Origin of the sequence: Actinoplanes sp. URMC 104 (genome assembly GCF_051386375.1) — a bacterium.
GTDB lineage: Bacteria > Actinomycetota > Actinomycetes > Mycobacteriales > Micromonosporaceae > Actinoplanes.
Map to the genome: position 1 here is coordinate 1 of NZ_JBPQTO010000004.1, position 21,126 is coordinate 21,126.

Here is a 21,126-nt window from a genome sequence, read left to right on the forward strand (position 1 = left end):
GCTCTGGCGCTCTTTGCGTGATGCCAAACATGTTCGGCAGAGCGGGATCACTATCTTCAGCCTATCCGGTACATCGGAAAAGATCACTCGGTTGTCCGGCCGTGTTGAGTGGTGACTTTCTCGTTCTAGGCTGACGGCTCGCCGGTCGAGAAGAGGAGGAGCCCTGTCCGCTGAAGACAGTGTCGTCCAGGCTCGGCGGGAAGGCCTGGCTCGCAATCCGGCTGTTCCCGCCACGATGCTGCGGCAACTCGTGACCGGGGCCCAGCGGCGAGTGCTGTGGTGTCTGACCCAGCGCGAGGGATGGACCCCGGAGCAGTTCGAGGTGCTGATCTCGCACCCCGACGTGGAAGTCCGCAAGGCACTGGCCGTCTCGGTACGTCTGGATCCCGAACGGCGCGGCCGGCTGGTCGAGGATCCGGACCGCAAGGTGCTGCACGAGCTCATCGAGCACGGCATGCCGTTGCCGTTGTGGGCGTACGAGCGGCTGTTCGAACGGTATCCCGCCTACCGCTACTACGTCGCCGATGATCCGAGAGTGCCCGCGCCGGTGCTGCACCATTTCCGGCTGAGCGAACCCGACCCGCAGCCCGACGCGCTGCCGCCGCTGTCCCGGGCGGAGGCCGAACGGCTCGCCGGTCACCCCAGCGAGTCGACGCGGGCCGAGGCGGCCGCCGATCCGAGGTTGCCCGCCGACCTCGTCGAACAGCTGGCCGGCGATCCCGCGAACGCGGTGCGCCTGGCGGTGTCCATGCGCCCGGAGCTGACCGAGCAGCAACGGGCGAGGATCGACTACCAGGTGCACTCGTCCGACCGGGTTCCGCTGGTGCGGTGGGCGCGCGAGACGCAAGATCCGAGCGAGCAGCGCCGGTGCGTCACGTCGGCGCACGCGGGACTGCGCCGCAGCGTCGCCCTCAACCCCCATCTGAGCCCGGAGCTGATGGCGGCGCTCGCCGCGGACGACGACGAGGATGTGCGACTGCTGCTGGTCGAGAGCCAGAAGGCGGCCCCGCCCGAGACCGTGCTCTGGGTCTATGCGCGCAACCTTGCCATCACCCATTCCTGGCTGCCCGACCATCCCGCGCTCGCGGGATACCCGTTTGCGCGCCTCGCCGAAGACCCTTTCCCCCGACTTCGCGCGCTGGTCACGAGAGACCCCGCAACCCCACCGGAAGTCATCGAACGGCTCAGCCACGATCCCGACCCTGCGGTACGCACCGAGATGGCCCGCGACCGCAGGCTACCGGTGGCCCGGGTGCTCGAGCTGTTCGAGGACCACTCGACCACTGAGGGCGCGGCCGCCAATCCCCGCCTGCCTCTGCCGGTCATGCACAGCATCGTCGCTGCGCGCTGACCCACATCCGGGCGGCCGGTGGTGCGGCACGGCGCACCAGCGTCCACATCGACGACGAAGTCCCCCGCCAACGGTCCGATCCCCGGCGCCCATAGCAGCGACTCGCCGCCTTGCCGGCGACTTACGTAGACGGCCGATTCGCCATGACTCCGGTTGAAATGAAGGGTGGGTGGCTTTTCGGATCTGTCAATCACGCTGCTCGCGCCAGACCCGAGTTTGGGCGCCAGATGTTCGCGACTTTCGGCACCACTCTGCCGGCACCGGGTCGCCGCAATGTTCGTAAGAACCGGCCCCACTCGTGGATCTTGACCGGCGCGTGGCGCCGGCGGTTCCTTCGGAGCCCGCTTACGCTGCGTGCATACGATCATGGGGCCACTCGGAGCGCGGGTGCGCGGATCTAGGCGATGAGCGGATACCCAGCGAGATGACCATGGTGTCGTCAGGGTTGTGCAGGACCTAACGTCGCCGCAGTTCGGTTGGAGTTACTCGTCTAGGATTCGCTGCCGATCAGAGGGGCGACGAGACGATGAGCGCTGCGCAACATGGAAGTGTCGAGTCGGAGGCCTTGGCAGGGCACATCCGTGCGGTCCTCGGCATGGCTGGATTCGAGCCGCATGTAGCCGGCGGGGAATCACGGATGCAGGCTGAGGCAAGAGTCAGCGCGGACGACGGGACAGGAGTCGTCCTTGACCTTGGGGAAGAGTCGGGTGCGACCAACTCAGCGGGATCGTGCCTGGTCAGATGGACGGTTACACGTGAGCTGGCCAGCGCTGCGCCAGAGGCGGCGAATGCGGTTGAACGGCGGATGCGGCGTGCGCTTGCCGACATTCTGTCGGCCGCTGGCTTCGGAGTCGATGCCAGCGGTTCAAACCTCGTCGTTGTCGGTCGCCCCGGTGATGAAGTGCTCACCTTGGCCGTGGCGGAAGAAGTCGAGGAAGAGCAGTTCCCGGGTGACGGCCCGCGCCACGCCGACGACTTGATCGCTCTGACGGAGACCATGCGTGCCGCCCTGGCCAAGGCGGGCTTCAAACCCACGGTGATCGGATTGTGGGAGAAAGCTGTCGGCTTAGTGGTCGATCCGGAGACGGTCGTGGTCGAGCCGCGCAGCAGCGTCCTGTGGATCCGCTGGGAATCGTCGAACCGGGTGATGGCCTACCGGCTTGCCCTTCCCAAGCCCACGTCGGCTCGTGAGGCGCAAGCCCTATACCTGAACGATCCGATTGTCAGGTTCGACGCCGCCGTCAATGAGGCGATGATGGAAGCCCTTGCGGACGTGTCGGCCGCGATGGGGTTCGATGTTCTGATGGATGTCAACGACTACGATCCGTACGGGATTTACGTCAAGGGATTTAGCGGTCCCGAGGCGAAGGCGACTCGCTGGCGACCTGCTGCGCCGTGACCGGATCGTGGTGGATGATTATCCCAGGTCGTTAGCATCCCCCGGATCTGCCGCCGACAGGCGTGCCATGTCTAAGTCACTCGTCACCGTGCGTCAACGATGAGGCCGACCGGCGACGCCTTAGCGGGGTCTCGGTCGGGGTGGGGTCCAACTCGCGAACATCGAAATAGTTGAGATCTCGGTGGTGCCGAAAGTCGCGATCATCTGGCGCCCAAACTCCTGAACAGACCATGCCCCCGCCCGGCACACACGGCTGGTAGCGCCCGGCCGGCGACGGCGGCTGCGTCAATTGTGGCCGGCCAGCGGTCCTACCCACGTCGCGCAGGCTCCGGCTGTCGGAGCGACGTCAGACAGGCAGGTGTTCGCCACAGCCAACAACCGCCGTTGTGAGGATGCGGAACCGCTGAGACGCCTGAAGAGGGCGCACAAGCCGGCAATATCCGCTCGCCGCCAGACCCGGAGGGGTCGACGCCAGCACGGGTGCCTCGGGTGCCGCGCCCTTTGATGCGCTGACACCACATCGAACGCCGAACCCGGATGGGAGGACGAGCTCCTCCCGAGGCGCATACCCGCATGACCCGCATCGACATGATCCTTAGTCCTCGTTCGCGTCCGGCGGCGATCTCTTATCCGCTGTTTCGAGTATCGCCGCGCATCGCGCTGCACAGCGCGGTGCGCGGCGGGAGGTGAACCCCGTCATGTCCCGCATCGAGCGGGCACGTCCGCGTGCCCAAACCTTGTTCCGCTTGCTGTTCTTGAGCCGTACGGCGGCCCGCCGAATCTGGCTGGCCGCGACGCCGGGCACCACGGCTGTCCTGATTGTGCTTACGCCGGCCGCCGCGCACGCTGACCCCGGCTTCGTGGTGCTGGCTGCGAACTCCCTGCCGCAGGTTGTCGCCAACCTGCAGGCCTGGGTCATGGGGATCCTTGCCGCCGTCGCCACGCTGTTCCTGGTCCTGGCCGGGGTGTACTGGGCGACTGCCGGCGGTGACCCGGCTCAGGTCGACAAGGCTAAAGGCGCGCTGAAGAACGCGCTGGCAGGCTATGGCCTGGCGGTGCTCGCCCCAGTTCTGCTGCAGGTCGTACGCGGCATCGTCGGGGGCTGACCGTGTACCCCTTTCCGTTGCCGTCCATCGGCGTGCTGCTCGATCAAGTACTCGAGTGGTTTGCCGGGCTGTTGCTGGACAGCCTCAACACCATGCTCGGCGTGATCACCGACGTTTTGCTGATCACCCCGAATGTGACCACCCTGCCGCAGGTGCAGGCGCTGACCGGACGCGCGGTCTGGGTCGTCGACACGATGTTTGTGCTGGCGTTCCTCGCCGCCGGGGTGCTGAGCATGACCAACCGCGGCGACGAGCAGTCCCGCTACATGGTCAAAGACCTGATCCCGCGCTGTGTCGTCGGGTTCATCACCGCCCACTTCTCGCAGCTGATCGCCGGTCAGATGATCGATGTGGCCAACGCGCTGACCACCGCTTTGACGGAACCCAACCTCGACCAGGACGGCGCGTTGCAAGCGATGCGCACCCAGATCGTCACCGCAGGCCAGCAGGGTGGGCTGCTGTTTCTGACCTGCGTGGCGATCATCTTGTTTCTGATGGCCGCCACCTTCTGCTCGGCGATCGTCCGGTTCGCGATCGCGCTGGTGCTGACCGCGGGCGCCCCGATCGCCCTGGCCTGTCACGCGCTGCCGCAGACCGATTCGGTTGCCCGGTTGTGGTGGCGATCGTTCGCGGGCGTGCTCGCGGTGCCGATCCTGCAGGGCTTCATGCTGTACGCAGCCCAATGGGTGCTCTTGGATCCGGCGGTCATGCTGCCCCTGCTGGGCTTGCCGGTGGAGCCGGGCAGCGTGCTCAATCTGTTCGTCGTCATGGTCCTGCTGTGGACGTGCGTCAAGGTTCCCGGCCTGGTGCACCGCTACACCAGCCAGGGCGCCCGCAGCAGCAACTTTCTCGGCATGGTCGTGCGGGTCGTCGTCGTGCAGCAGCTGAGCCGGGCGCTGCCCGGCATCGCCAGGGTGATGCGATGAACGAGCCGCGCGATGCCGAGGTCGTGCGGGCTCGGATGCCCGCCGATGTCGATGTCCCCGACAAAGTCGCCTACGGGCTCACGTTCCGTCAGTTGGCGATCCTCGCCGTCGCCGCGGTCTGCGGCTACGGCGCCTGGCGAGCCCTGCAGCACGTACTGCCGGTGCCGGTGCTGCTCGGCGCCGCCGTCGTGCTCGGCGGCCTGGTGTTCGGGCTCGCGGCCGGGCGCCGGGACGGCCTGACGATGGATGTATGGCTGCTCGCGGCGTTCCGGCACTCCCGCGCCCCGCGGGCGTTGTCGACCACTGACCCCACCGCGAAGGTTCCGGGCTGGGTGCAGGCACCGGCGTCGAGGGTGATGCTGCCGGCGCCGCTGACGCTGCCCGCCGAGGCGATCACCGACGACGGCGAGATCACCCTCGAGGGCGCCCGGGCGGCGATGGTCGCCTGCACCAGCGTCAACCTGGCGCTGCGCACCGCCGACGAGCAGACCGCCCTGGTCGACACGTTCGGCCGGTGGCTCAACTCCTTGTCCACGGCGACGCAGATCGTCGTCTCGGCACAGCCAGTCGACCTGCACTCCCACGCCCGCACCCTTTCGGCGGCCGCTGAGGCGATGCCGCACCCGGCGCTCGCCGCGGCGGCCGCCGATCACGCCCGCTTCCTGGATGACCTCGGGCAGCGCCGGGACCCGCTGCGCCGGCAGGTCCTGATCGTCACCCGCACCAGCGCGGGGGAGCGCGGCGAGCACGCCGCACGCCGCCGCGCCGACGGCGCCGTGCGGGCACTGTCCGGGCTGGGCGTCACCACCCGCGCGCTGGACGGTCACGCCGCGACCGCCGCCCTGGCGGCGGCGGCGGACCCGTACCGGCCGCCGCGCCCGGGCGGGCTGGCCGCCCCCGACACCGTCATCACCGGCCCTACACCGGCCGTATCGAGGAGAAGATCGTGAGCATATGGACCCGTACCCGCCGAGCGCGACCGCAGCCGGACAGCCCGGTCTCGCCGTTGGCGGCTATCACCGCGCCGGCCTCCGTCGAGGTCACCCCGCGCTTCGTGCGCGTCGGCGACGGGTACGCCGCCACGCTGGTGGTCACCGGCTACCCGGCCGAAGTCGGCCCGGCCTGGCTCGAGCCGCTGCTGTCCTGGCCCGGCCGGCTCGACATGGCCCTGCACATCGACCCGATTCCCGCCCCGACAGCAGCATCTCGGCTGCGCACCCAGCGGGCCCGGTTCGAGTCGTCGCGGCGTGCCGACGCAGCAAAAGGCAAGCTGGCCGACCCGTACGTCGAGGCCGCCGCCGACGACGCCGCCGACCTCGCCGAACGCCTCGCCCGCGGGGTGTCCAAGCTGTTCCGCGTCGGGCTGTACCTGACGGTGCACGCCCGCACCGAAGCCGAGCTACTCGAGGCGTGCGCCCAGGTGAAGGCCGCCGCCGCGTCCACGTTGATCGAGGTGCAACCCGCGACGTGGCGGCACCTGCCCGGCTGGACCACCACCCTGCCCCTGGCGACCGACAGCCTGCAGATGCGCCGGACCATGGACACCCAGGCCCTCGCGGCGGCGTTCCCGCTTGCGTCGGCTGATCTGCCGGCGCCGCTGCCCGGCGACCCCGCCACCGGCGGCGGGGTGCTCTACGGCATCAACCCGGACTCGCAAGGCATCGTCTGGTGGGACCGATGGGCGCAGGAAAACTACAACTCGATCGTCCTGGCCCGCTCCGGCGCCGGGAAAAGCTTCTTCGTCAAGCTCGACGTGCTGCGCCAGCTGTACCAGGGCGTCCAGGTCGCCGTCGTCGACCCCGAAGACGAATACCTGCGCCTGGCCGACGCGGTCGGCGGCACCATCGTCCAGCTCGGCGCCCCCGCCGTGAAGATCAACCCGCTTGATCTGCCCGTCAGGGACACCCGGCCGGACGTGCTCACCCGCCGCGGGCTGTTCCTGCACACCCTGGTCGCGGTGCTGCTGGCCGAGGTGCCGCCGCCGGCCGAACGGGCCGCCCTGGACCGGGCCATCCTGGCCGTGTACCGGCAGGCCGGGATCACCGCCGACCCGGCCACCCATCACCGACCGGCCCCGCTGCTGGCCGACCTCGTCGCGGTCCTCGCCGCCGGCACCGACCCGGCCGCCGCGCAGCTCGCCGCCCGACTCACCCCGTGGGTGGCAGGCTCCTTCGCCGGCCTTTTCAACGGGCCGAGCACCACCCGCCCCGACGGGCACCTGGTGGTCTGGTCGTTGCGGCAACTGCCCGACGAACTGCGCACCGTCGGCACGCTGCTCGCGCTGGACGCAATCTGGCGCAGCGTGGACGCCCCCGGTCCTGCGGGGCTCGGCGTGCGCCGCCTGGTGGTGGTCGACGAGGCGTGGCTGCTGATGCGCGACGGCGAAGGCGCCCGGTTCCTGTTCAAAATGTCGAAGGCCGGCCGCAAGCGCAACGCCGGACTGTCGGTAGTCACCCAGGACGTCGCCGATGTGCTGAGCACGGATGTCGGGCAGGCCGTGGTCGCCAACGCCGCCACGCAGGTCCTGCTCAAACAGGCGCCGCAGGCCATCGACCAGGTGGCGCAGGCGTTCGGGCTGACCGGCGGCGAGCGGCGCATGCTGCTGTCCGCCCAGGTCGGTCACGGCCTGTTGATCTCCGGCAGCAACCGGACCGGGTTCGAGACGATCGCCTCGAACACCGAACACGTTCTGGCGACCACGAAGCCGTCTGACCTCGCCGGCCTCGCCGACCGATGGAACCAGGAGGCCGACCTGTGAGCCCACCTTCCGTCCTGCTGGTGTTATCTACGGCGGCGCCTGGTCCTGCGGGACCGGGCGCCGATGTCGTTGCGCCGCCGAGCGCGCCCGCGCAGTGGATTCTCGACGCCGGCGCCTGGGCGTGGCAGCGGCCCTGGCTGGTCGCCGTCGCCGCTGGGCTGCTCCTGGCCTACGTCGCCGGGCAGAACCTGCTCGCCGGGTGGCGGCACCGCCGCCACGCCCAGGGCGCACGCCTGGTCACGGTGGCGCCGCCACCGGAGGTTGATGCGGCCTCGGCAGCGGCGTTGTGGGCGAACCTGCACGGCACCCTCACCCCCTCCACCCGCCGGCGGTGGCTCTACGGCAGCCCGCACGTCGTATGGCAGTACACCTGGACCGGCCGGCACCTGCTCATCTCGGTATGGGTACCCGGCACCGTCCCGCAAGGCGCAGTCGAGGCCGCGATCCGCGCCGCCTGGCCCGGCGCAGCCTGCACCACCAGCCAGGCCGGACCGCCGATCCCGCTCGGCGTGCCGCAGGCGACCGGCGGGCACCTCACCCTGCAGGCCGCGGAATGGCTGCCGTTGCGCATCGACCACGACAACGACCCCCTGCGCGCGTTGATGGTGGCCGGCTCGCAACTCAAGAACGACGAGTACGCCTGCGTCCAGGTCCTGGCCCGTCCCGCCTCAACGCGGCGGGCGGCCCGCGCGCGCCGCGCCGCCGCCCGGCTGCGCGACGGCAACACCGTCCTGCCCGCCCTCAACCCGGCAGCGCCGCTGCTGTGGCTGCTGGACATGGTCCTGCCTGGCCGCAGCACACCCACCAGAAGCAGCACGACGGCGGCCCGGCGCGATCCGGGCGTGGAACGCGACGTCCGGGCGATCCTCGACAAGACTGTCCACAGCCTGTGGACAATCGGTATCCGGTACGTCGTAGCCAAGGACAACCAGCGCGGCGGCACCCATGCGCAGGACCGGCTGCGCGGCATCGCCGACACGATCGCCTCCGCCTACGCGGTCTACGCCGGCCGCAACCGGCTCGCCCACCGCACCCGCATGGGCCAGCCGGTCGCCGTCGCGGCCGCCCGCCGCTTGGGTGCCGGGTTCCTCGCCTGCACCCCCGAAATGGCTGTGCTGGCGGCGCTGCCCCGCGACCTGGCCGTGCCCGGCCTGGACCGGGCGCGGGCCAAGGCGATGCCCGCGCCGGTGGCGATCCCCACCGGCGGGCGCGGCGTCAAGGTGATCGGTGACGCCGAGGTCGGCGGGCACCCGGTCGCGCTCGCGGTCCCGGACGCCCGCTACCAGACGCACGTGGTCGGCTCCACCGGCTCCGGAAAGACCACCCTGCTGGTCAACATGGCCATCGACGACATCATCGCCGGCCGGGGCACCGTGGTGATCGACCCGCACGGCGACCTCGTGCTGGACATCCTCGACCGGCTTCCCGCCAGCGTCGCCGGCCGGGTGGTGCTGTTCGACCCCGACCAGCCCAACCCGCCCACCATCAACCCGCTCGAGGGTGACGACCCGGACCTGGTCGTCGACAACATCGTGTCGATCTTCGGCAACATCTTCGCCAAGGCGTGGGGGCCGCGGATGGACGACGTCATGCGCGTCGCCTGCCTGACACTGCTGCGGCACGCCAACGTCACGCTGCAACACATCCCGCCGCTGCTCAACTCCGCGCAGTTCCGGTCCAGCATGACCGCCGGCCTGCAGGACCCGGCCGGCCTGTCCGGGTTCTGGCAGTGGTACGACATGCTCAACCCGGCGCTGCGCTCGCAGGTCATCGGCCCCGTCCTGGCCCGTCTGCGCGCCTTCCTGCTGCGCGATTTCGTCAAACGCACCATGCGCTACCCGAAGTCCAGCTTCGACATGAGCAAGGTTCTCGACGGCGGGGCGCTGCTGGTGCGGATCCCGAAAGGCCAGCTGGGGGAGGACACCAGCAAACTGCTCGGCAGCCTGATCCTGGCGCAGGTGTGGCAGGCCGCCACCGCCCGCGCCAGCGTGGACCCGGACCGCCGCCGCGACGCCACGTTGATCATCGACGAGGCGCAGAACTTCCTCACCTTGTCTTCGTCGCTGGACACCATGCTGGCCGAGGCCCGCAAATACCGGCTGTCCATGGTCCTGGCTCACCAAGACTTGGCCCAGTTCCCCAAGGACCTGCTCGCCGCAGCCTCCGCGAACGCCCGCAACAAGATCTACTTCTCGGTGGCGCCCGAGGACGCCCGGATCCTGGCCCGGCACACCATGCCGGAGCTCGACGAGCACGATCTGGCCCACTTGGACGCCTACACCGCGGTTGCCCGCCTGGTCGTGGGCGGCCGGCAAACACCGGCGTTCACCTTCAAGACCCGGCCGCCGAAGCCGGTCGTCGGGCAGGCGACCGCGATCCGGCAAGCCGCCGCAGCGCGGGTGCCCGCCCAGGACACCAGCGCCATCGACGAACTGGTCGACAAGTACTCGGCCCGGCCCGACGACGGCCGCCCGCAGCGCGGCACAAACAGCGAGAAGCCGAAACCCTGACCGCACCCAGACGACTCACGCCCGTAAGCGGCTGGTGACAGCTCGAAAAGTCTGTCAGTCCTGGTCGGCGGCCTACCCTGAGGCCCCTTCCGTGTCGGCTTCCCTCGCCCTTCACCACGGCACGCTTGCCGGTTCGACCGAACCCGGGCATGTCTGGGCCGTTCGTGCAGCACTCGCCGCTGGACCGGCCGTCTCCATCGCTCGAGCGAACTGCGACACCCCTCCCACGGAGGGACAACCTCTTCCGCCTAAGGAGCAGCCGTCGTGTCCACCTCCCGTCACCCGGATCGGTCGTCCCGCTCCCGCACTTCCCCCCGCACCACCTCTGGTGGCTCGGTGCGGTCGTCGGCTCGCCTGGCGCGCCTGGACCGGCTCGGCCGGCTCACCGACCGCGATCATCTGCTGCTGGGTTGGCTCGCCGAGCACTACGTGCTGTCCACCGGCCAGATCGCCGCAGCCCTGTTCCCGTCACTGCGCGCCGCCCGGCTGCGCCTGGCCGTCCTGGCCTCGCTGCAGGCCGTGACCCGGTTCGCCGACGTCACCACCGGCAGCAAGCAGTACCTCTACACTCTCGGCCCGCTCGGCGCCGTGCTCTACCCGACGCAGTACAACGACCCGCTGCGCACCGACAGCCGACAACCGCGTACCACCGTGGAACGCACCGAACGCATCATCGGCAGCCGCAAACTCGGCCACCTGCTCGGCACCAACCAGCTGTTCATCGACCTCTACGCCTGCACACGCACCGACCCGACCGCCCGGCTGGCCCGCTGGTGGTCCGAACAGCACGCCATCGCCGTGTACGGAGCCGTGCCCACCGCAGCCACCGACGGCCCCGGCATCCGCCCCGACGGACATGGCATCTGGCAGGCCCGCGGCCGGCAGGTCGGCTTCTTCCTCGAGCACGACAACGGCACCGAGAAACTCGGCACCGTCGTACTCAAGCTCGAGGCGTACACCCGCCTGGTGATCGGCGGCGGCCCCCGCTACCCGGTCCTGCTGCGCGTACCCGGACGCCGCCGCGAGCAGCACCTGCTCGACGCCCTCGCCGGCAGTCGCCTGGCAATGCCCGTCGCCACCGGCGTCCACGACGGCCACCCCGCCGGCCCCGCCTGGACCCTCACCCACGACCCGGCCCGGCGCCGCTGTCTGCACGAACTGCCCTCGGAGCACGGCCCCGACAACCCGGCCACCAACCCGCACCGCTACGCCGACGGGACGGCCTCCGCGTAGCGGCGAAGGACTTAAGCCGCGCAAGAGACCGGCCACAGCGGTCGTGGACAACGACAAGGCCGCTGTCAGACCGGCAGCCTCTGGCAGCAGCCGCACAGCGGCTCAGACGGCACCACTGGGAGTCCGACAGCGCAGGCCAGAGCACGTTCCGACGATCATGACGGCAGCCGGTCGTGACAGACCCTGCCCTTACCGTTTCCGGCACCACCCTTCCTCATATATCGCTCCACCCGGTCCGGTCCCGCCTCCGGGAACTCGCCGCACCTCACCGGTGCCCGTACCCACCGCCCTCTTGAAGGCCGGTCGGTACCCGCACCGCGCGGCGGCCCCGAAAGGTCGCACCGCACCACAGCAACTCGCTCAAACCCTCACCCGCTTCAGCCGGTCTCATGCACCCCGTGGGCCGGTCACCTTCGCGCGCCCTTACCGCGCCCGCACCCTTGAGGAGAGAACTCATGACCGCTCCCACAGCGGCCCGCAACGGCCAGCAGCTGCCCCACCCGAAGGCCCCAGCTGCCACCAAGTCCGCCGCAGGCGGGCAACCGCCGGTCATCCACCCGGCCCCGACCATCACAACGATGATCGTGTGCCTGCCCGACGCGGTGTCACGTGATCCGCTGACCGCTCACCAGCTCGCCCGGCACTTCGGGGACTCCTGCACCCTGCAGCCGCGGTACTGGGCCAAACCACATCTGTACCTGTGGCAGCTGCGCCGCCTGATCGGCCGGGTCAAGCCCGCGCGTAACCAGCCGGACTACTGCGCAGGCGGACCGGCCCGGCTGCTCGACCTGATCGGCCTGCGCCACGCCGCCGGCGTCGCAGCGGGCATCCGCCACCACCTCTGGCAGCAAGCCGTGCAGGGCACCCGCCCCGCACAGCCGTGGATCGTCTTCCACACCCGGCACCTGCAGGAGCCGGGCACGTACAGCTACGAGCAGGCCGGCACCGACTTCTGGCGCCAGGCCCGCGTGAGCGCCATGCGCGCCCACAACGCAGCGGGCGCCGGTGTGCCGCTGGCGATCGACAAGCTGGAGATGCTGCAAGCCGGAGCCGCGGCCTACCAGCACTACAGCGCCATGACCGCGGTCTGCGGCGACGCGCTGCTGACCGCCGAAGGCGCCCACCTGGTCCCCGCCAGCGACGCCTTCGCCGACCGGGTCACCTACCTCGAGCAAGCCGTCCGCTACCTCGCCGGCATCGACAACACCAGCCAGCGGCTCGTCGCGGTCTCCCTGCAGAACTCCCACCGAACCGGTCCGGTAGCTACCGCCACGGCCTGAAGGCGACGCGTACACCCCTCACCCGCCTCACCTCGCGCCCGCACCTCGCCGGGGCGACCCCAACCCCTTCGGACGAGAACAGATTGGAGATGCACATGCTCAGTGGCATCCAGGTCGCGGCGATCACTCGATGTCTGATCGGCCTCAACGACTACGTGCAACAAACCAAGAGCGAGCCTGGCGAAAGCATGCTGGCGGTCGTGCAGGAGAGCACGGTCCCGGGGCACCCCGACCCGACCGCCCGCCAGGTCAGGCTCAATCCCGTCCCCGTCCCGCAAAGGATCTGGAGCCACCCGGACGGCCCGGTCGCCGCGCTGCGCCACGCGCACGACGACATGCGCCAAGCCGGCGTCGAGCACCAGCTGGCCCGAGTCACCGGCATCCGGTTCCTGGCCTGGATCTACCTGTACACCGAGACAGTTCACGACGAGGAAGGCCCCGTCACCGTCCGCCAGATCGACGCCGTCGACATCGACGACCGGGCCTACCTGTTCACCCACGTGCTCGGCGAACCAGGGCACTCCGTGGCGGTCCTGCCCGCAGCGTCGTCAGCAGGCACCGACAGCACCCTCGCCGTCCTGATGACGCTCGCGCGCACCATGCGCACCAGCGGCTGACCCACCCTCACACACCCACGGCGCGCACCGGACCCGACGCCACCCGAGATCACCAGCGGTAGCGACAACACGCCGGTCACGGCCTGACCCCTGGCAATCAGCGACGCCGGGCTAGAAGACGCCACGGCACGCGCATCACGACACAACTAGCACCGATGCACGGCAGACCTACCGAGCCAACGAACCAAGGTCCCGACGAGCCCCGCAAAGCTCCTGCCCCAGCCGCAGCAGCGAAGTGCCAGCCGGTGAAGTCTCGCCCGGCGCCCCGGGCGGGGTGCTGGTCACGCTTCGGCCAAGCGACACGGCCGACCTTTACCTCTTCCACCAGCGAGCAGCCCTGCGCTCAGCCTGCCCAGCGGCTGCACCGCCGGCACACCTGCACCACCTTCCGGCCCGCACGACATCACACCTGTTCACCCACGCTCCCGGGACCACGCCTGGCCACCTGCTGATCCCGGGCTTTCCGGGACACGTGCATGGCCTGGCAGGCGCCGGGGCGATCAAGAAAGGGAACCCTGTCATGTTCGAACCCTCCGCCACGATCGCGAACCTGCTGACCACCGTGGCCACGACCCCGGCCGCCTCCGCAGGCATGCGGATGACGACCGAGCGCGCCGCCGACTTCGCGCACCCGCTGGCCGCGCAGCTGACCGGGATCGCACTCGACCCTGCCGGCCGCGAGCTCGCCGACCGGATGCTCGACACCTACTGGTCAGACGAACAGCGGCAACAAGACACGCTTACCGCCGCAGGCGACGACCGTGACGTCATCATCGGCAGCGGCTACCACGCCGCCGTATACGCCGCCACCCGCGTCCGCGCCGGCCACCCCCGACCGCTCGTGCTCGAACGCGATTCGCGCGTCGGTGGCATCTTCGCCGTTACCAACCGGCCGGTGTTCTACCTCAACTCCCGCAACCGCCCGGGCGGCCCCGGCCTTGCCGGCGACTTGGGCGCCAGCCTCAACTATCTGCCGGGCGCCCCGATCCAAGCGGCGAACCTGTCCACCGCCGAATACCAGACGAACACCGACATGGCCTTCGTCATCCGGCTGACCCTGGCCCAGTACGCCGACGTGGTGCCCGACGCCACGGTCACCGCCGTCGGCGAGTACAACGGCAACAGCATGCAACTGACCATCGACGGCCGCCGGGAGCTGTCTGCCCGGCGCGTCATCGACGCCCGAGGACTGGGCGACCCCAGCGGGGAGAGCCTCGCCAACGGCAGCACCATCGTCACGTTCGGCCAGTTCATGCAACGCATGGCCCGGATCTGGCCGCTGCGTGACCTGCGCAGGGTCGCCGTCGTCGGCGGCGGGGACTCCGGCAAGTGCGCGGTCGAATCGCTGCTGGGCATCGCTCCGGAACCCCTCATGGCAGCGGCCGCGCTCGACCGCGTGGACCGCATCGACTGGTACGCCCAGCAGTTGCCGACCAGCTGCGAGGGTTGGCAGCGCAACATCCGCGGCCGCTACCAGGCAATCGGCCGCCACCTACGCGAGGACCGCTTTGGTCTCCGGCGACTCACCGTCCTGCAGCGCCGGGCACGGGTCGTAGACCTGCCCGGCATGGCGCTCATCGACGGCCGCGGCTACGACTTGGCTGTGCTCTGCACCGGCACCACGGAACCGTCCATCCAGGGCCTGGGCGGCGTCAGCAGCACAGATCCGTACGCGGTCGCCGGCGCCGGCGTCGTCGCGCGGAAGTACTTCGACCGGCTGGCGTTCCGGGTCGGTCCCCACGCGAGGCTGCCATTCAGCCAGCAGGAGATCGACGAGGGCGTCGCCGAACAGCCCGGCAACGCTGCCGCGATGTTCCGGCTCGGCAGCAAGACCGCCGCTCTTGCGGCCACCCTGCCGCCGGCCAGCCCAGCCTGAGCGACACCCAACCGCAGAAGCCCCGCCGAGGCGCCCCCGAGGACGGACGACGCGTAGCCAGACGACCTACGACGGCCGGTATGTGCAACGGCTCAATCCGCTGACCACATCCGCCGAAGCGACGAGCGCTCGGCGGCCGGCTTCGGCGAGGTGGTCGCTACCCGGCGACCACCTCGCCCGTCCAAGGCCTTGGAACCAGCCCCTCAACACAGGCATCCGCCTCGACCGGCCGACGCCGACCGCTGGATCGACGCCACCACCCCAACCCGTCTTATCAACGATCCCCGTCGAAGGAGAAAACCGTGGTAATCCGTGTGCAACGCTTCGTCGTCGACGACCTCGACCAAAGCATCGAGAGCGTCGGCACCTACCGGTTCGCCCTCGAAGGAACCGAATACGAGATCGATCTGGCCGACCACAATCTCGAGCGGCTGCGCCTGGCGTTGCGTCCCTTCATCGCGGCCGGCCGGCGGCTACCGAAGGCCCCGAACGGCAAGACCCGCCGCAACACGGTCGGCGCGCAAGCCCGCGTCATCCGGCAGTGGTGGCACGACCATCGGGCCGACCTCGACCTGCCGCCCTACAAAGCGCGCGGCGCAGTACCAAGCCAGGTAAAGGTCGCCTTCCGAGCCGCGAGCCAGCACGGCGGCGTCACCGCCGACGTGCTCTCACTATGAGCCGCCACCTCATGGACGGCAGACCACGAGAATCGGCCACGAGGTGGCCCCAGGGAACGACAGGCGAGCAGCCAGACCGTAGGCGGTCACGCAGCGGCGCACCGAGCCGCAGGTGATCGCGATGATCTCTCGCGCCGTCGCCGGGATCGCAGTCACGGTCACCGTCGTCCTGCTGAGCTGCTCCGGACTCGTGGCCACCATGCTCGGCGGCGGCAACGCGTCCTCGGCAAGCTGCCTATCTACCGTCTATGCACCTCTAACCAGCACCGGCGCCGCGCCGAACGGTGTCACGAGTACGGCGCCCAAGCCGATCCGAGCATGGAATGCCGAACAGGTCGCGAACGCGGCGGTCATCGTCGCAGTCGGCCAGCAGCTGCAGGTACCGGCACGCGGCTGGGTGATCGCCGTGGCCACCGCCATGCAGGAGTCCTCGCTGAACAATCTGCCCGGCGGTGACCGAGACTCGGTCGGGTTGTTCCAGCAACGCCCCAGCCAGGGGTGGGGCACGCCCGCACAGTTACACGATCCGCGGTACGCGGCGACCACGTTCTACACCAAGCTCCTGGCCGTCCCCGGCTGGCGCAGCATGCCATTGAACCGGGCAGCGCAGGCCGTGCAAATCAGCGCCTTCCCCGACGCCTACGCGAAATGGGAGCCTCAAGCTTCCCAGCTCGTCGGCGCGGTCACCGGTACCGCGATCGCCTGCTCCAACATCAGCATGGCCGCCCCCGCGTCGCGCAACGCCGACGGCTCATGGCCGGACGAGCGATGCTCCATCCGGCCGGATCCCACCACCGGAGCGGGGTGCCTGACTCCGCGCACGCTGCATCTCGTTGTGCAAGCCGATGCCGCAGGCCTCCCGCAACCCGCGTGCTTCCGCGTCGATGACCACGGTGAACACCCCCAAGGTCGCGCCTGCGACTGGATGATGACCGCCGGCGGCGAAGCCACCGGAAGCCAACAGGCAATGGGTGATCTTCTGGCGGCCTGGGCGGTCGCGAACGCCGACGCGCTGGGCATCCGATACGTCATCTGGTTCCGCCAGATCTGGATCGACGAAAGCCGCCGCTGGCGCGCCTACAGCAACCCGTTCGGCGGCGACGACCCCAGTGGCTGGCACACCAACCACGTGCACATCTCGATATATTAGCGTCGAAACAATTTCGTCTGATGATGAGTTCGAACCGTTGGCCAATGGCCGGCTAAGCTGTCGCCAGCGGGAACTATGTCCGCGAAGAGACCTCACCGTGTCGAATGCGGTCGATGAACGACCCGGTATTCCTGCTAGTACCGTCATGCTCCGAATCGCAGCCGAACTCCCCGCCGATCTGCTCGCGGTGCACATCGGCACCGCACCCAGATGGGTTCACGAGGCGAGCGCCACCTAGACCGCTACCGGCACTCCTTGGGTTCCAACGTATGGTCGTCAAATTCCCATTCGGGTGCTGTGGAGCGGACGAACTTCGGCTCAACCCACGACCGAGTGACTCGATCTGGGTAGGCTTCAGCGAAGGTTCGTGCATCGAAATCAACCAGCCATTCCTCGGCAAAAGCAGTAGTCGAAAGCCCGCGTTCCTCGGTAAAACGCCGGAAATGAGCACGTTCTTGATAGAAGGTTTGATCGGACTCGGGCCCAGCAAGCCCGCCGCGCTCCCAGAACCGTTCGATATTCATGATGCGACACAGTTGCTCAACCATCCTTTCGTCAATCGGTAGCGTTTCGTACTGCCAGTCGTAATAGGCTCTCAGCAATGCAAGCACCGTAAATCCGGTACCCTCGCCGAAGCGGTTTTCGACGACCCCGTGCAAGGCTCGTGCCTCCAGCCCGAATCTTTCCTGCGCCGCGCTCAGTCGTAGCGCATGCACGATTGGAAGTACGTGTTCGAAGAAAATGAGCTGTCCAGCAACAACCGCAGCGAGGGGATCGACATCCTTCCCGGACTTTTCCAATCGTGTAACAAGGTAGTCATAGCCTCCAGGGCGCGCATCCTCGCGGCCGGCCGCCGACAGCGGCGTGCGCCGGATATAGCGCGCCACTTGGAGGAGTGCCGCTGAGTCGAGCCACCGAACGGCCAAGTCCACATAAAGGGTTGCCGAATCGCCGATCAGATAGCCGTCGATAGCCTCCATGCCGTCGATGAAGGAGCGGCCTTCTTTCGCCCAGAGTTCGGCGTCACAACGGAGGAGAAAAACCGGTGAACTTTCAAGCGCTCGGCTGAGCGGTAGTGAATGCACCGTGGGGTGCGTACGGTTCAAGTAGGAGATCGGCAGGGCCGCGGGCAACGAAGACGGGAAATGTAACTTGACCGTTCCCAGATAGAGGAACCTACGAGGCACGTCAGTCGGTGTGCAGAACTGGTCGAACGACTGCGCCAGCGCGTATCGGCGGTCACCCGCGGCGGTCAGGGACTGGGGATTGCTCCACCAGTGCGCCTCGCCGATGACAGCCTGAGTGACGGTCAACATCTCAATCGCCGCTGCTACCTCATCCGGAGTAACTAGCAGTTGCTGGCACTGGTTTAGCAGCACCTCCAAGGCCGCCTGGTCGCAGAGATTCTCGATCTCCGCCTCTTCCATATGCCGCGCGCTAGCATCAAGGGACTCGCGGATTGCGATGTGTTTCATCTCATGTAACACGACGAACAGGCGCGCAATTTCAGCGAATTTGTGCGCCTGTCGATTTAGCACGATCGGTAAGCGTACATCGTAATAGTTTCTCCAGCCGTGTCCGGTGCGAATGCCTCCAATGGTCGCATGGAGATACCGGTTAACGTATTCCCTGACCTCGTCATCCAGCCATCTCTCGTTAAGCAGGACGAACATCCGGGCTAGGATTTCCAGAGCCGCATTCATCCCACTCGAGCACGCCACGAAGTAGCACCCGTTGTGGATCTGCATGGCGCTTGCATGCCAATTGGAGTCATCGATTTCGGTCACGGACAAGTGCACATCGGAGACGCTCAGCCTGCGCATGTCATGGCCCGGCGGCATACGCGCCATCATTGCGGCCGCGAGATGAACAGCCTTATGCCAGTTCACTTCACCCGCATGGCCAAGCGCTTCCATCCAGTTGACATCAGAACCGGCGCGAAACAAGCTTTCCTCGGGCGCAGTCCAGTTAGCAGATTCCGCTATGAAGATACTGCCCTCGCTGCAGGAATTTATCAGCATCAGGGCGCACAGAAGTTTTTGAGACCGAACTTCACAATAATCGCGGCGACCGTGAAGCAGGCTGGCTTACCGACTAAGACGCTGATGGCGTCGGCGAGGGCGGACACGTCCACTGCGGTTTCGGCGAACTCCTTGCTTCGTGGGCACACGATCTCTTTGAGGCGGTTATTGTTGGCGGACAACCAGGTCTGTGCCCGAGCCTTTAATAACCGGCGATCCTCGCCGCCGAATCCGTCGATACTGAGTTCGGAACCTAGCTGGAGGTAGAGGTCGTCGAGGGTAAGTTCAGCAGCGTCCACATACACATCCTCCGTCACGGGAGGGGGTGCTCGCTAGAAGACACACCGCCTGTCCGGCATCGACTATCTCGGGCAGGCGATAGGCCGCCGTCGGTCCTTTGCCTTCTTGAGTGTAAGAAAGCTGAGTTCTGCCGCACGGACCTTGCGCGCGGGCAGTAGGCGGCCGGGCTCAGTACCGGACGTCGTACAACTCACAGGGTTTCGGTGGCAACCGTGTCGGTGGTAGGTGGGATTGGTGCCGACATTCACAGGACGGCTAGGCCGAAGCTCCTTGAATGCCGCCATGATCAAAAAAGCAACGAACAGGTCTCGTCGTTGCGAACAAATACTGTGCGGTGGCCGGCGAGCGGCCATTGCGTCGTCGGCGTTGCCTCTCGCAGCCCGCAGATGCCGCGCGCCCGTGCCTGTTGTCGTCGTGCGGCTGTCCAACGCGGCACATCCTGTGGCTGCGCGGCTTGGGGCCGAGCTCAGACGATGAGCGGAGCCCGCCCCACTTCGTAGTTCCAAAACCTGCACTACCTCAGAACGCTCGCCGTTGCCGTACACCCAGCGCTGGGAACTCCGGCGGGGCGTCGCCGCTGGGTCAGTGGCGTAGTGCGCGTCGCAGCGGTGCCGGGGCGAATCCCGACCGGCCGGCACGGCCCCCGGTGCGCGCCTTCACCGTGCAGCAATGTGCCACTTTCTCACGCTCTTCGTTCGGCCGCGCACCGCCGCGACGCCCGGGGCTCGGACACGGCTACCGCCAAGGCAAATCCCGCCCTGCATGACACCGCAAAAGCTCCAACTCCCTAATCGCACTTGATCAATGCGCTGCAGGAGACGTGGATCAGTGCACACCCCATCCGCCGCGAGCAGAGAGGACTCCCTCAGTCATGACTTTCCCCCGCACCCCTGCGGCACCCGCACACAGCGCGTTCGAAGTTCTTGCCGCCCTCGCCGACCTCGGCGAGGCCACCGCCGCCACGGTCGCCGAATACACACAGCTGGGCTACTCGACCGTGACGCCGAAGTTACGCGCCTGGGAGGCCAGCGGGCACGCCGAGCGCTTCCGCAACGACACCAGCCAGACGCTGTGGCGGCTGACCGCCAACGGCCGCGCCGCCACCGAAACCCCTAGCGAGCACGCCGCCACGGTGACGCCCCCTTCTTCCCCTCGCATCGACGACCACGTTGTGTCCACACCGGCCGAGGACGGCGCGGCTGCCTCGGCCGTGTCTAAGGTCGCGGCCTGCCCAGCGGTCCCGGACAGCACCACGTTGCCGGATACCGGCGAGCCGACCGACGCCACCGAGAACTGTCACAACGATCAGGATCCCGCTGAGCCACAGCCCAATTCCGCACCCGCGTCCGCAGACACTGCCGAATCCGAATCCGCCGCTGCAACGGGAACAATCGACGACATCGGCGAGCAGCCCGAGCTTGCTGGCATCGCTGCAACTTTCCCTTCGACCGGCGGCCAGATAGCGACGGAGCCGGCACCACCAGACACTGCCGCCAGCCTTGCAAACCCGGCGGCCGAAGACGCGGATTCACACCGGCCGGGCACCGCGCCATGCGGCCACCTCACCGACGCAGCAACGACCTCCCCATCCCACCGACGGCCGTCAGGCTCCCTACGCGGGGCAATCCTCGACATTCTCGAGGCCAACCCGGACACCAGCTACAAGATCAGCCAGCTGTGCATCCTGATCGACCGCGCCAACGAGGGCGCAAGCGCGAGAAAGGCCAGCGCTGGAGCGGTCGCCAACGCCGCCCACAAGCTCGCCGAAAGCGGCCGAGCCGTACTGCTGGTGGAAAAGCCCGCCACGTTTCGCCTGTCCGTAACCGACGCCTGACACACCCATCCGGATCCATAGCCCGGAAGGCAGGCGTCGAACTTCCCGGAACCACGCCTGCCCCCGGTGCTCCTTAAGCGACAAGGAG

At 68.2% G+C, this 21,126-nt stretch carries 16 protein-coding genes; 14 read left to right on the forward strand and 2 right to left on the reverse strand.

All coding sequences use genetic code 11. The features are described 5' to 3' along the window. Window positions 1–250: 250 nt before the first annotated feature. The 13 genes from ACSNN8_RS13840 to ACSNN8_RS13900 all read left to right on the forward strand — a co-directional run bounded on the left by ACSNN8_RS13840 (window position 251) and on the right by ACSNN8_RS13900 (window position 16,883). Window positions 251–1,351 carry a hypothetical protein gene (locus ACSNN8_RS13840; RefSeq protein ID WP_436649580.1) on the forward strand — a complete coding sequence of 367 codons (1,101 nt, stop codon included), beginning with the start codon at window positions 251–253 and terminating at the stop codon, window positions 1,349–1,351. A gap of 805 nt (window positions 1,352–2,156) precedes the next feature. Continuing rightward, complete coding sequence (locus ACSNN8_RS13845; protein WP_436649581.1) at window positions 2,157–2,750, forward strand: hypothetical protein; 594 nt, start codon at window positions 2,157–2,159, stop codon at window positions 2,748–2,750. Between the two features lie 698 nt (window positions 2,751–3,448). Next, window positions 3,449–3,856: a pilin gene (locus ACSNN8_RS13850; protein WP_436649582.1), complete on the forward strand. Its 408-nt coding sequence runs from the start codon at window positions 3,449–3,451 to the stop codon at window positions 3,854–3,856. Between the two features lie 26 nt (window positions 3,857–3,882). After that, the gene (locus tag ACSNN8_RS13855) at window positions 3,883–4,782 is read left to right on the forward strand and encodes a hypothetical protein (RefSeq protein ID WP_436650712.1); all 900 of its coding nucleotides are present in this window, start codon (window positions 3,883–3,885) and stop codon (window positions 4,780–4,782) included. Between the two features lie 35 nt (window positions 4,783–4,817). Further along, window positions 4,818–5,732 carry a PrgI family protein gene (locus tag ACSNN8_RS13860; protein WP_436650713.1) on the forward strand — a complete coding sequence of 305 codons (915 nt, stop codon included), beginning with the start codon at window positions 4,818–4,820 and terminating at the stop codon, window positions 5,730–5,732. Window positions 5,733–5,734: 2 nt separating this feature from the next. Continuing rightward, window positions 5,735–7,540 carry a VirB4 family type IV secretion system protein gene (locus ACSNN8_RS13865; RefSeq protein WP_436650714.1) on the forward strand — a complete coding sequence of 602 codons (1,806 nt, stop codon included), beginning with the start codon at window positions 5,735–5,737 and terminating at the stop codon, window positions 7,538–7,540. Window positions 7,541–7,560: 20 nt separating this feature from the next. Continuing rightward, entirely contained in the window at window positions 7,561–10,050 is a 2,490-nt protein-coding gene (locus ACSNN8_RS13870) for a type IV secretory system conjugative DNA transfer family protein (RefSeq protein ID WP_436650715.1), read from the forward strand. A gap of 354 nt (window positions 10,051–10,404) precedes the next feature. After that, window positions 10,405–11,283 carry a replication-relaxation family protein gene (locus ACSNN8_RS13875; RefSeq protein WP_436650716.1) on the forward strand — a complete coding sequence of 293 codons (879 nt, stop codon included), beginning with the start codon at window positions 10,405–10,407 and terminating at the stop codon, window positions 11,281–11,283. Window positions 11,284–11,738: 455 nt separating this feature from the next. After that, window positions 11,739–12,563 carry a hypothetical protein gene (locus tag ACSNN8_RS13880; protein WP_436649583.1) on the forward strand — a complete coding sequence of 275 codons (825 nt, stop codon included), beginning with the start codon at window positions 11,739–11,741 and terminating at the stop codon, window positions 12,561–12,563. Window positions 12,564–12,652: 89 nt separating this feature from the next. Further along, complete coding sequence (locus ACSNN8_RS13885; RefSeq protein WP_436649584.1) at window positions 12,653–13,180, forward strand: hypothetical protein; 528 nt, start codon at window positions 12,653–12,655, stop codon at window positions 13,178–13,180. A 274-nt stretch (window positions 13,181–13,454) separates the two neighbouring features. After that, a complete protein-coding gene (locus tag ACSNN8_RS13890) occupies window positions 13,455–15,056 on the forward strand; it encodes a hypothetical protein (protein WP_436649585.1) in 1,602 nt (533 codons plus the stop codon). Between the two features lie 302 nt (window positions 15,057–15,358). Further along, entirely contained in the window at window positions 15,359–15,733 is a 375-nt protein-coding gene (locus ACSNN8_RS13895) for a histone-like nucleoid-structuring protein Lsr2 (RefSeq protein ID WP_436649586.1), read from the forward strand. 121 nt (window positions 15,734–15,854) lie between these two features. Next, window positions 15,855–16,883 carry a hypothetical protein gene (locus ACSNN8_RS13900; RefSeq protein WP_436650717.1) on the forward strand — a complete coding sequence of 343 codons (1,029 nt, stop codon included), beginning with the start codon at window positions 15,855–15,857 and terminating at the stop codon, window positions 16,881–16,883. Window positions 16,884–17,125: 242 nt separating this feature from the next. Here the strand turns inward: ACSNN8_RS13900 and ACSNN8_RS13905 are convergent, their stop codons facing one another. Both ACSNN8_RS13905 and ACSNN8_RS13910 read right to left on the reverse strand, forming a co-directional pair. Further along, a complete protein-coding gene (locus tag ACSNN8_RS13905; protein ID WP_436649587.1) occupies window positions 17,126–18,904 on the reverse strand; it encodes a hypothetical protein in 1,779 nt (592 codons plus the stop codon). Beyond that, window positions 18,904–19,203 (reverse strand): hypothetical protein, encoded by a 300-nt coding sequence (locus ACSNN8_RS13910; protein ID WP_436649588.1) that lies wholly within the window; start codon window positions 19,201–19,203, stop codon window positions 18,904–18,906. Before ACSNN8_RS13910 ends, ACSNN8_RS13905 begins: the two co-directional genes overlap by 1 nt. Window positions 19,204–20,075: 872 nt before the next feature. Here ACSNN8_RS13910 and ACSNN8_RS13915 point away from each other — a divergent pair. After that, window positions 20,076–21,038: a MarR family transcriptional regulator gene (locus ACSNN8_RS13915; RefSeq protein ID WP_436649589.1), complete on the forward strand. Its 963-nt coding sequence runs from the start codon at window positions 20,076–20,078 to the stop codon at window positions 21,036–21,038. The last annotated feature ends 88 nt before the right edge of the window (window positions 21,039–21,126 follow it).

Coding starts and splice junctions, on each gene's coding strand:
- ACSNN8_RS13845 (WP_436649581.1), top strand. CDS start 2,157: ATGCGGCGTGCGCTTGCCGACATTCTGTCGGCCGCTGGCTTCGGAGTC.
- ACSNN8_RS13880 (WP_436649583.1), top strand. CDS start 11,739: ATGACCGCTCCCACAGCGGCCCGCAACGGCCAGCAGCTGCCCCACCCG.
- ACSNN8_RS13900 (WP_436650717.1), top strand. CDS start 15,855: ATGATCTCTCGCGCCGTCGCCGGGATCGCAGTCACGGTCACCGTCGTC.
- ACSNN8_RS13915 (WP_436649589.1), top strand. CDS start 20,076: ATGACTTTCCCCCGCACCCCTGCGGCACCCGCACACAGCGCGTTCGAA.
- ACSNN8_RS13905 (WP_436649587.1), bottom strand. CDS start 18,904: ATGCTGATAAATTCCTGCAGCGAGGGCAGTATCTTCATAGCGGAATCT.
- ACSNN8_RS13850 (WP_436649582.1), top strand. CDS start 3,449: ATGTCCCGCATCGAGCGGGCACGTCCGCGTGCCCAAACCTTGTTCCGC.
- ACSNN8_RS13860 (WP_436650713.1), top strand. CDS start 4,818: ATGCCCGCCGATGTCGATGTCCCCGACAAAGTCGCCTACGGGCTCACG.
- ACSNN8_RS13885 (WP_436649584.1), top strand. CDS start 12,653: ATGCACATGCTCAGTGGCATCCAGGTCGCGGCGATCACTCGATGTCTG.